Origin of the sequence: Bacteroides cellulosilyticus DSM 14838 (assembly GCF_000158035.1) — a bacterium.
GTDB classification, from domain to species: domain Bacteria; phylum Bacteroidota; class Bacteroidia; order Bacteroidales; family Bacteroidaceae; genus Bacteroides; species Bacteroides cellulosilyticus.
On record NZ_EQ973491.1, the window covers coordinates 527,483 to 538,311 of the forward strand.

Genomic DNA, 10,829 nt, shown 5'->3' on the forward strand with positions numbered 1-10,829 from the left:
TGCAAAGATAGGTACTTTTATTTAATTTGCAAGGAATATGAGGAAAAAAGTTTGCATTATTTTTCTTCTATACCCTCTATTGGTTGATCTTCAGTGGTTTCTGTCTTATAAATATTTTCTTGATTAATGATGTATCGCTGATAATAGGAGAGCATCAGAGTGGTAAGCGGCAAAGCTATAATCATACCCAGCATTCCCATTAACGATCCCCAAATGGATAGGGAGAGCAGGATGATAGCCGGATTCAGACCGGTAATCTTTCCCATGATACGGGGAACGAGATAGCCATCTTGTATGATTTGTACCACTATAAATACAGCAGTAGCCGAAGCTATGATGATCCAGAAATTATCACCGGTATCTGCAGCTTTCAGAATGGCAAGCATGATGGTGGGGACAAAGCCGATGATTTGTAGATAAGGCACCATATTCAGCGCACCGATAAATAATCCCAAACCAATGGCCAGCGGGAAATCAATAATCAGAAAGCCGATACTGAATAGAATGCCTACGCACAAAGCTACTAATGCCTGTCCGCGGAAATATCTGTTCATGCCGTCTTTTACATCATTCAGTATGCCGGTTACTGTTTTACGGTATTTCTTTGGCATCAGGTGTGCCCAGCCTTCGGAAATGCTTTCGTAATCAAGCAGAATAAACACTATATATAATAGGATAAGGAAGACGGTGAAGAACCCGAATAAGAGGTTGATAGACTCCGATATAAGCGACCATAGTTTAGGAACGGTTACTTTAAGGGCATCCAATATATTCTCCTGGCTGAACATTTGCTCTAAGATGTGCAGGTCGATATTCTGCCGGATAAATTCGGAGAGGGTAGTGGGGACATTGCTTGCTGTATGAGTGGTGCTGAAGTACTCTATCAATAAATCCTTTACCCGCAGGAATTCCTGAATCATGGGCGGCACAAGCAAATAGAATGCAACGCTTCCTATAACGCTGAGAGTAAACAAGGCACAAAAGATAGATATTATTCTGTTTTTTAGCCGTAGCTTATGCTGGAAGAAGCTTACCAACGGATATATCAGATAAGCAATAAGCCAGGCAAGGAAGAACGGAAGCAATACGCCGCTCAATCGTTTCAAGAGCATTAATACCCCAATGATGATAGCACCGAGAATGACAGCACGGATAAAACTGTCGAATGTAATTTTCTTACGCTCCATAAGGCTTTTGCTTTTTATTTATAGTTTATCCACCGGCGACACTCCGGTCCCCCTTTATTGCCCGCAGATAACATTCCCGGCAGAGGGGTTCGTATTCGGCTGTTTCTCCCAGAAGGACTTGTTTGTCGTTCTTGACAGTGCGGTGTGAGAAGGAGGCTAATTGTCCGCACTTCACACAGATAGCGTGGACCTTGGATACTTCATCGGCAATGGCACAAAGTCCCGGCATAGGACCGAAAGGAAGACCACGGAAGTCCATATCCAGACCTGCAACAATAACACGTATGCCATTATTGGCAAGTTCATTACATACATCAATCAGACCATTATCAAAGAATTGCGCTTCGTCGATACCTACTACATCGATTTCTGAAGTGAACAGCAGGATACTTGCCGATGAATCAATCGGCGTAGAAGCAATGGAATGGCTATCGTGAGACACGACCTCTTCTTCCGAATAGCGTGTATCAATGGCAGGCTTGAATATTTCTACACGCTGTTTGGCGAATTTAGCGCGTTTCAGACGACGGATTAGTTCTTCCGTCTTACCGGAGAACATAGAGCCGCATATAACTTCGATTCTTCCTCTACGATTGGTTTCCTGTATATGGTCTTCCGAGAATAATACCATTGTTCTAAAATGTTTATTTTAGCCGCAAAAATAACACTTTTAATGGCTTTCCGATATTTTTTCATTATTTATTTCTACATTTGCGGCATTAACATTTGTGATGCGAAAGGAAATGCAGACATTATTGGACGACATAGAACTGGATATTCAGGAACTGAAATATTTAATGCAAGTTCTTGCAACAGACGCCAACCCTACATTGAAGGTAGTAGCTAAACGGAATATACAGCAGATGCGTGCACGACTGGATGCTTTGCAGAAACTGCTGGACGAAACTCCCGTAGAGGAAGTTGCCATTCCTGAAGCTCCTGTCGCTCCAGTGGTTATTCCCGAACCGGCCACTGCTCCTGAACCGGTTAAACCGATTCCTGTAGAACCAGTCGTTGTTGAAATCACCAAGCCGGTAGAGATCGTATCTCCCAAGCCTGAGTCCACGCCCAAACCCGAGTCTGAACCGTCCGCAATAATATCTTCTGCATCGCCTATTTTAGCAGAACGGATAAAACCGGCTACTGATCTGCGGCATGCTATCAGTCTGAATGATTCATTCCGTTTTGCACGTGAGATTTTTGGCGGTAATACTGCCCGTATGAATGAAGTGATACACCAATTGGGTGCTGCTCCTTCATTGGAAAAGGCATTGGAACTCTTTTCTTCTACCGTTAATCTTGATGAAGAGAATGAAACGGTGGTTGATTTTATAGAACTTCTTAAGAAATACTTCAGCTAAAGCAATTACGGATATGGGAAAACTTTATGTAGTGCCTACTCCGGTAGGAAATTTGGAAGATATGACATTTCGGGCTATTCGTATTCTGAAAGAGGCGGATTTGATTCTTGCCGAAGATACGCGCACTTCCGGAATTTTACTGAAGCATTTTGAAATAAAGAACGCAATGCAATCCCATCATAAGTTTAATGAACATAAAATGGTGGAAAGTGTTGTTAATAAAATAAAGGCGGGTGAAACTGTTGCGTTAATATCGGATGCAGGTACACCGGGAATCTCTGATCCGGGCTTTCTGGTAGTGCGTGAGTGTGTTCGCAACGGTATTGAAGTACAATGTTTGCCGGGGGCTACAGCTCTTGTGCCGGCTTTGGTTGCTTCGGGCTTGCCAAATGAAAAATTCTGTTTCGAAGGTTTTCTTCCGCAGAAAAAAGGACGTATGACACGTCTGAAGATATTGGCAGAGGAACGCCGTACCATGGTGTTTTATGAGTCTCCCCACCGTCTGGTGAAAGCGTTGACTCAGTTTGCAGAGCATTTCGGTGCGGAACGTCAGGCATCTGTATCCCGGGAGATCTCGAAGATGCACGAAGAAACGGTGCGTGGCAGTCTGACTGAATTGATTGAGCATTTCACAGCCAATGACCCGCGTGGAGAAATAGTAATAGTAGTAGCAGGAATAGACGATTAAATAACTTCATTAACCAACGTAAAACAAAAGCGTATGAAAAAGTTAGCAGTTTTAATTGTATGTGCGGCCGTTATGGCATCGTGCGACGGCTTGTCAGGTGGAAGTAAAGACCAACTGAAAGCTGAAAATGATTCTCTTTTGATGGAACTTACTCAGCGTAATGCTGAACTGGATGAAATGATGGGTACTTTCAATGATATCTCTGAAGGCTTCCGCCAAATCAATGCCGCCGAAAGTCGCGTAGACTTGCAGCGTGGTGCGGTTTCAGAAGGTTCTTTATCAGCTAAGCAGCAAATAGCCACTGATATTGAATTTATCCAGAAACAAATGCAGGAAAACAAAGAGCAGATCGCTAAACTGGAAGCTATGCTGAAAAGTAGCAAGAATAACTCTACCCAGTTGAAGAAAGCTGTAGAATCTCTGACCCAGGAATTGGTAGCCAAAACCCAGCGTATCGAGGAATTGCAGGCTGAACTTGCCTCCAAGAATATTCGTATTCAGGAATTGGATGCAGCTGTGACTGGCCTGTCAACTGACAAAGAAGTGCTTACTGCCGAAAATGAAGCAAAAGCTAAAACCGTAGCTGAGCAGGATAAAGCATTGAACACCGCTTGGTTTGTTTTCGGAACAAAGAAAGAACTGAAGGATCAGAATATTCTGACAAATACCGGTCTCTTCCAGAAAAAGCAAGTGCTTAAGGATAGTGATATCAATAAGGATTACTTTACTCAGGTTGATATTCGTACAACGAAAGAAATTAAGTTGTATTCCAAGAGTGCAGATGTCTTGACCACTCATCCAGCAGGTTCTTATGCTTTGGAGAAAGATGATAAAGATCAGCTCGTTCTGAAGATTTCGAATCCGAAAGATTTCTGGAGCGTATCCAGATACCTAGTTATCCAAGTAAAATAACTTAATTAAATTATAAGAATGGCAGGGAAGGGTTATCCCTGCCATTTTCTTTTTATATGCAGTACAAGAATATTTTTTTCGACCTGGACGATACTCTCTGGGCCTTTTCTTTTAATGCCCGTGATACATTTGAGGAAATGTATCGCAAATATGAATATGATCGCTATTTTCGGTCTTTTGAACATTTCTATGAACTCTATGAGAAGCGTAATATCGAATTGTGGGCAGAATATGCAGATGGAAAAGTGACAAAAGAAGAATTGAATCGTCAACGTTTTCTCTATCCGCTGGAGGCAGTAGGAGAGGGGGATGCGGCTTTAGCGAAAGCTTTTTCTGATGACTTCTTTGCGGTTATTCCTACAAAAAGCAGATTGATGCCCCATGCGCAGGAAGTGCTGGAATATTTGGCACCTAAATATAATCTTTATATCCTCTCCAATGGATTTCAGGAACTGCAATGCCACAAAATGCGTTCTGCCGGGATTGACCATTACTTCAAGAAAGTAGTTTTATCAGATGATATTGGTGTCTTGAAGCCATGGCCCGAGATTTTCCATTTTGCCATGTCGGCTACCCAGTCTGAACTACGTGAATCGTTGATGGTGGGTGACAGCTGGGAAAATGATATAACGGGTGCTCAGGGAGTAGGCATGCATCAGGTGTTCTATAATGTAACGGGACGTACCGAGTTTCCATTTAAGCCTACTTATCAGATTACAGATTTGAAAGAGTTGCTCCAATTGTTGTGACATTGAGGGATTAGTTGTAATTTTGTCAGCGTAAACACATAATTTGCAGCTATGGATACTATTTTACCTTTCGCTTTGCTTTGTTTCACTTCTTTCTTTACGTTGACAAATCCTCTCGGGACTATGCCCGTCTTTCTGACCATGACCCATGGAATGACGGATAAGGAGCGACAGTCTGTAGTGTCTCGTGCTACATTAGTGGCTTTCATCACGATTATGGTCTTTACCTTTGCAGGTCAGTTCCTGTTCAAGTTCTTTGGGATCTCTACAAACGGTTTTCGTATAGCTGGTGGTGTTATCATCTTTAAAATCGGTTTTGATATGTTGCAGGCACGTTATACACAAATGAAATTGAAAGATGAAGAGATTAAAACTTATGCCGATGACATCTCCGTCACCCCTTTAGGGATTCCGATGCTTTGCGGTCCCGGTGCCATAGCAAACGCCATTGTGTTGATGCAGGATGCCCATACTATCCAAATGAAAGGTGTACTGATTGGTATGATCGCCTTTATCTACTTGATTACATTTTTCATCTTGCGTGCCTCTACGCGACTGGTAAAAGTATTAGGGGAAACGGGAAATAATGTGATGATGCGCCTGATGGGACTTATTCTGATGGTAATTGCTGTGGAGTGTTTTGTGAGTGGGGCAAAGCCGATATTGGTGGATATTTTGAAAGAAGGATTGATATAAAAATACCCCCAAATGTCAGGTTGGACATTCGGGGGTATTTAAAATGTTCAGTTATCGTATGATTATCACCATGGATAATTTACATTCCAGATAAATGCTACGGTCTGATACCAACCCAGACTAACGCTGCTTCCACCTTCATCATAACCTACCAAGGCATTGATTATATAGAGGTTACCATCGTTTTCGAATGCACAGTTGTTCTTACCCGGTGTGTAGGCAAAGTAATAGTTGCCATCGTCTGCACTCGCTTCACCCATTTTCTGGACCGTAGTTGGGAATCCGACAGGTGCTCCATTAGCGGCATTAACGGTGAACTGTATGTGGTGTCCCTTTTCCAAAGTCACTCCTGTTGCACCGGCTGCTGTTTCTGAATAATAGTAGGGACTTACCAGTCGGTACAAACCATTACCACCTTCTGCCTTTTCTATATCCACTTTTACACCGTCACCTACCAAACCGTTATCGTCGATGGTTCCTGACCATGAAGTATAGAACTGAGCGCTACCGGCTGCTACCCAATTGTACAATTTGCTTAAATTAATTGTTGTGGTAGAATTGCCTGATACAGAGGTATTATCCTTTGCTATGGAAAGAGTCGCTTTATAAGAAACGCCTACTTGAATGTCACCTACTGCAATCGTATAAATGGCGGTATTACTACCATCTGCAAATGTTACCTCAGCCGGTCCGCTCAATGCAGGATCGTTAAATTTTGCATCTACGGCAATGGTCGATGCACCTACATTGGTATTGCGTGTCAGAGAAACCTTGATTTCAGTCAACGTTTCAGTACCTGCTACGCTATAGGTTTGTTCGCTCTGGTCGAACGTATATTTCACTTCGCTGTCTATCGGGGCTTTGTCCCAATAACCATCGGTACTACAGCCGACAAACATGACAGCCGCTACCGACAGCGCTATGGATAGAATTGATTTATTGAAATTCATATAATGCTATTTTTTCAGTTTGTTACCTATGTTCATTAGTTGTCTGTAACCGGAGACGGAATTGATGTTACCGGATTATTGTCTGATGCCGAGATCAATGAGTTACCTTGTTCTTCACTTTCAGGGATACGGTAGATCAAGGTGTTATCACCAGCCGGCACGTTAAATACATAAGCGGCAGGGAATCCGGCTCCACGACGGTCGATACCTTTGTTCAGTCGCAGAATATCAAAATAAGAAAGGCCCTCACCCCAAAGTTCAATACGGCGTTGCTGCCATACTGCATCCTGTACAGCTGTTGCACTGGAAGCGGTACAAACATAGGCAGGGTCACGATAGTCATTTACAAACTTTTGTAAAGTAGCTGCGCCGGTTGAAGGATTTCCCCCCATAGCTTGTGCTTCTGCTAAAATCAAATACATTTCTTCCACACGCATCAGAGGAATGTCGCTTGCGTTGGTGCTTTGAGCCATTACTCCTTTATAAGGACCGTATTTCATTTGGGTATAAGCGGGGCAACCATATTTCGTAGCTTGGGCTACTTGTGTTGCATTCAAATTGTCAGAGTGCTTATTGGCATCGAGCCACCATCCTTTACGAACGTCTGTATCAGGAATCTCATTATACAACTTCTTGTTGATCATACGCCATGCTCCTACTGAAGCGTATCCATAATTCAGTGATCCCATATGTGAAGGGAAATTCACAATACCGGAAGTTACTACACGGTCTGTTTCAGCGATTACAATGGCCCACATCCAAGAGTGGTCACTGCTTTCTGTAAAGCCCGGAGCACCTGCTTCTTCGCGGCTATAAGGTGTACCGCTACCGTTGATGGCTTTTTGAGCGTCTTCAGCTGCCGCAGTCCAATTTTGCATGGTCAGATTGACACGTGCACGTAAACCATAAGCCACTTCCTTGCTGATATAGCGCTTATCGGTACCGCGGGTTTTGTCAGTAGCTTCTAATAAAGATACAGCTTTGTTCAGGTCACTCATGATCTGATCGTAAACTTCTTGCACGGTAGACCGGGCGCAACCATTTGCAGCAGCCTCATTGGCATTTTCGTTTGTAATCAGAGGAACGCAAGGCTTGCTTTCATTCCCTTTATAAGTATGCTGATACATCTGGGCCAATACGAAATAATCGAATGCACGTATAGACAAAGCTTGTGCCAGGTAGTACTTTAGAGAGCTATCTTCCGTAGCCGGGTCGATGGTACTCACTACTCCATTAGCAGTATAAATCTGGTTGTACATCGTACGCCATAATATGTTTGTCGGGCGATAGTTAAAGAAAAGATCCTCAAAAGTCATAGAACGGGTAAACCAGTTATAGTTTATATCTAAACCAACCATATCCGTGCCGCGGCTGTCCAAGTTCAGCATAATTGAACCATAACCGAAGTCGTCGTGTCCAAAAGAAGTGGGGATGGCATTGCCATATACACTGAACATCGCAGTGATACCCGTTACACTTGCCGATACCATTTCTGGGTCGTTTTTAACAACTTCTTCTTTCTGGTCGCTTGTAACAACAGCACCCAGTGGTTCGGTATCCAAATCATTACACCCCACAAGCAATACACTTGCAAGTGCCGATGCGAATATTTTAAATTTTATATCTTTCATTGTTATTCTGCTTTATAGTTAGTATAGTTTAGAACGTTAATTTCACTCCTGCCGAAATACTGCGTAATGCACCATACGTAGAGGTGGTAGATGATACATAACCTTGACGTGGATCTAATCCTTTACGTGCAGCAAACAATGCAACATTGTCGGCAGCACCATAAACTCTAAGTGATTCTATTCCCAAGTTGCGTACGATTCTTTTCGGCAATGTATAACCTAAAGTAATATTGTTAATAGACAAGTAGTTGGAAGAAACAATCCAGCGGTCGGAGCTTGAACCTGCATCATAGTTTTCGGTTGCACACAAACGAGGAACATCTGTATTCGGATTCTCTGCCGTCCAAGCTTTAGCAATGTCCTTATGCCAGTTGTAACCGGCATTACTGTTGCTGCCACCATGCATCAAGTCTTGATAAGTATAATCCCACAGTTTACCACCCAGCTGATAAGAGAACTGGATAGAAAAATCAAAACCATAGAAATCCAAGCTAGTACCAAAACCACCATAGACGGTCGGAAGCAAATCACCGGTAGCTTCTTTGCAATTAGAAGCGACAGCATAGTCTGCTGTTGTATAGGCGTTTCCTTCATCATCTTTCGCCCAGAACAAAGATTGTCCGGTAGTGGGGTCAACACCTGCATATTTCACTAGATAAAGTTGGTACATAGATTCACCTTCGCGATAAATACGTGAACCATTGATTAATTCACCATTCAAATCAGGATGCAGCTTATTTACTTTATTTTTCAGGAAAGTAGCATTCCCAAAAATGTTCCACTTCAAATTATTGATATCAATCGGAGTATAATTCAATTCAATTTCTACACCCGAGTTAGTCATCGAACCAATGTTCATTGGAATAGAACTGTAACCGTTGGAGTTTGCTACCGGCTTATTATAAAGCATGTCGCTAGTCTTACGGTTGAAATATTCTATTGTACCTTCTAATTTATGGTTGAGCAGTGTGAAGTCAGTACCTATATTGAAAGAGTTACTTTTTTCCCAAGTGATATCTGGATTACCTTTATAATAAAGTGTACCATCCGAGAATATACCATTAGCACCGGTCATGGAGTATTGATCCAGATACGGATAGTAGTTTGCATAACCGTTTCTCAGCAATGCATCGTTACCTTGCTGACCAAACGAAGCCTTTAGCTTCAACATATCAATCCATTCTGTATTTTCCAAAAATGCTTCTTTACTGATAACCCATGCGACACTGGCCGACCAGAAGTTACCCCAACGTTTGTCAGGATGGAAACGAGAAGAAGCGTCGCGACGGTAAGAAGCACTGGCAAAGTATTTTTCATCAAAGTCGTAATTGATTCGACTGATAATACCTCTGGTAGAATATTCGTCACGAGCACCACCACCACGTTTGTTATCGATAGTGTTGTTTACCGTGAAGTCATAATCCTTATAAAGATTCTGCCCGGTTGCATAACTATATTCATAGCGGTAGTCATAGCTCTCATAACCTAACAGAACATCGAAATTGTTCATGCCGAAGCTTTTCTTATAAGTAGCCAGGTATTGCTGGTTGAAGGCGGATGTACGTATGTGTTCTTGTTGTGCAGTACCACCGTAACTTGCAGACTGTCCATAATACTTGTTACCCAAAACATTATAACGTGTATTATCAATATAGGCACCTAATGAACCTGTTAGTTTCAGTCCTTCAATTGGGGACAACTCGATGAACCATTTACCGTTAAGGATATCCATCAGGTATTCTTCCTTATTATAAAGCAAGTCACCCTTGGGGTTTGACATGGACATAAAGTTACGCGTGCTGTTTGTACTGCTACCATCACCATAATCATAAATCTTGTTACCTGAATTCTTGTCGTAAGCTAGTGAACCATCAGCGTTACGTACATACATCGGATAAACTGGAGCAATATTATTTGCCAGTAAGAAAGCGTTTCCTGAAGAAGCAGTAGCTGTTTGGTCACCCGGATACTTGCTCTTAGAGTTAGTATATCCTAAACTGGTGCCGAATTTCAGCCACTTTTTTGCTTGGTAGTCTACATTCAAACGCGTAGAAATACGATTGAAACCTGAATTTTCGATAACACCGTTATCTTCCAGGTAACCGGCAGAGAAATAGTAGTTCAAACGGTCTGTACCACCTGATACGCTCAAGTTATACTCTTGACGCATTTGACTGGAGATCGTTCCATCTGTCCAATCATCCGGAGTATAGTAATATTGTCCGTCACTATAGCCCAACTTCGCATTTGGATTGATTTTACCATCCATACCGATAAGACCCTCACCTTGAGGTAATGTATATATTTGGTAACCGATTGCCGGGAACAACTGTGTATTAGCATAAGTGTGCGCTGCTTCTGGGGTACGTCCCAATTTGTAATAAGCGGCATTGTAATGAGCCTTATAGAGAGTCTCCATGTACGTATCAGGGTTTTCCATCACGTCGTATTTGCCTACTTGACGGGAATTGCTACCCCAACGTGCATCTACAGATACACGTGCATTACCGTCCTTACCTTTTTTAGTGGTAACCAAGATAACACCGTTAGCACCACGAGCACCATACAAAGCTGCTGCGGCAGCATCTTTCAGTACAGTCATAGTTTCAATATCCTGTGAATTGATAGAAGAAATATCACCATCAAAAGGAATTC

The 10,829-nt window shown here is 42.4% G+C and carries 10 protein-coding genes; 5 read left to right on the plus strand and 5 right to left on the minus strand.

The genetic code is table 11. The features are described 5' to 3' along the window. Positions 1–56: 56 nt before the first annotated feature. Together BACCELL_RS14345 and BACCELL_RS14350 are read right to left on the minus strand one after the other, a co-directional pair. Positions 57–1,187, minus strand: coding sequence for an AI-2E family transporter (locus tag BACCELL_RS14345; protein WP_007212573.1), 1,131 nt, complete (start codon positions 1,185–1,187; stop codon positions 57–59). Positions 1,188–1,212: 25 nt separating this feature from the next. After that, positions 1,213–1,818 (minus strand): thymidine kinase, encoded by a 606-nt coding sequence (locus tag BACCELL_RS14350; protein WP_007212574.1) that lies wholly within the window; start codon positions 1,816–1,818, stop codon positions 1,213–1,215. Positions 1,819–1,918: 100 nt separating this feature from the next. Here BACCELL_RS14350 and BACCELL_RS14355 point away from each other — a divergent pair, with 100 nt between their 5' ends. The 5 genes from BACCELL_RS14355 to BACCELL_RS14375 are packed head-to-tail and all read left to right on the plus strand — an operon-like array spanning position 1,919 to position 5,593. Further along, positions 1,919–2,548, plus strand: a complete 630-nt coding sequence (locus tag BACCELL_RS14355; protein ID WP_007212575.1) for a hypothetical protein — start codon at positions 1,919–1,921, stop codon at positions 2,546–2,548. Positions 2,549–2,561: 13 nt separating this feature from the next. Next, on the plus strand, positions 2,562–3,236 hold the full coding sequence (rsmI, locus tag BACCELL_RS14360; RefSeq protein ID WP_007212576.1) for a 16S rRNA (cytidine(1402)-2'-O)-methyltransferase: 675 nt from the start codon (positions 2,562–2,564) through the stop codon (positions 3,234–3,236). Positions 3,237–3,269: 33 nt separating this feature from the next. Next, the gene (locus BACCELL_RS14365; RefSeq protein WP_007212577.1) at positions 3,270–4,148 is read left to right on the plus strand and encodes a Cbp1 family collagen-binding glycoprotein adhesin; all 879 of its coding nucleotides are present in this window, start codon (positions 3,270–3,272) and stop codon (positions 4,146–4,148) included. A gap of 56 nt (positions 4,149–4,204) precedes the next feature. After that, the gene (locus tag BACCELL_RS14370) at positions 4,205–4,897 is read left to right on the plus strand and encodes a YjjG family noncanonical pyrimidine nucleotidase (protein ID WP_007212578.1); all 693 of its coding nucleotides are present in this window, start codon (positions 4,205–4,207) and stop codon (positions 4,895–4,897) included. Positions 4,898–4,948: 51 nt separating this feature from the next. Further along, complete coding sequence (locus tag BACCELL_RS14375; RefSeq protein ID WP_007212579.1) at positions 4,949–5,593, plus strand: MarC family protein; 645 nt, start codon at positions 4,949–4,951, stop codon at positions 5,591–5,593. Positions 5,594–5,658: 65 nt separating this feature from the next. Here BACCELL_RS14375 and BACCELL_RS14380 read toward each other — a convergent pair whose 3' ends face one another. From BACCELL_RS14380 to BACCELL_RS14390, 3 genes are all read right to left on the minus strand, one after another. Next, on the minus strand, positions 5,659–6,543 hold the full coding sequence (locus BACCELL_RS14380) for a hypothetical protein (RefSeq protein WP_007212580.1): 885 nt from the start codon (positions 6,541–6,543) through the stop codon (positions 5,659–5,661). Positions 6,544–6,578: 35 nt separating this feature from the next. Then, complete coding sequence (locus BACCELL_RS14385; RefSeq protein WP_007212581.1) at positions 6,579–8,174, minus strand: RagB/SusD family nutrient uptake outer membrane protein; 1,596 nt, start codon at positions 8,172–8,174, stop codon at positions 6,579–6,581. A gap of 28 nt (positions 8,175–8,202) precedes the next feature. Beyond that, positions 8,203–10,829: SusC/RagA family TonB-linked outer membrane protein (locus BACCELL_RS14390; protein ID WP_007212582.1), on the minus strand; the 2,627-nt coding region annotated here is incomplete at its 5' end.

What these genes read in the sequence shown, in the direction of transcription:
- BACCELL_RS14355 (WP_007212575.1), top strand. Translation starts at nt 1,919, where the DNA reads ATGCGAAAGGAAATGCAGACATTATTGGACGACATAGAACTGGATATT.
- BACCELL_RS14365 (WP_007212577.1), top strand. Translation starts at nt 3,270, where the DNA reads ATGAAAAAGTTAGCAGTTTTAATTGTATGTGCGGCCGTTATGGCATCG.
- BACCELL_RS14370 (WP_007212578.1), top strand. Translation starts at nt 4,205, where the DNA reads ATGCAGTACAAGAATATTTTTTTCGACCTGGACGATACTCTCTGGGCC.
- rsmI (WP_007212576.1), top strand. Translation starts at nt 2,562, where the DNA reads ATGGGAAAACTTTATGTAGTGCCTACTCCGGTAGGAAATTTGGAAGAT.
- BACCELL_RS14375 (WP_007212579.1), top strand. Translation starts at nt 4,949, where the DNA reads ATGGATACTATTTTACCTTTCGCTTTGCTTTGTTTCACTTCTTTCTTT.
- BACCELL_RS14380 (WP_007212580.1), bottom strand. Translation starts at nt 6,543, where the DNA reads ATGAATTTCAATAAATCAATTCTATCCATAGCGCTGTCGGTAGCGGCT.
- BACCELL_RS14345 (WP_007212573.1), bottom strand. Translation starts at nt 1,187, where the DNA reads ATGGAGCGTAAGAAAATTACATTCGACAGTTTTATCCGTGCTGTCATT.
- BACCELL_RS14385 (WP_007212581.1), bottom strand. Translation starts at nt 8,174, where the DNA reads ATGAAAGATATAAAATTTAAAATATTCGCATCGGCACTTGCAAGTGTA.
- BACCELL_RS14350 (WP_007212574.1), bottom strand. Translation starts at nt 1,818, where the DNA reads ATGGTATTATTCTCGGAAGACCATATACAGGAAACCAATCGTAGAGGA.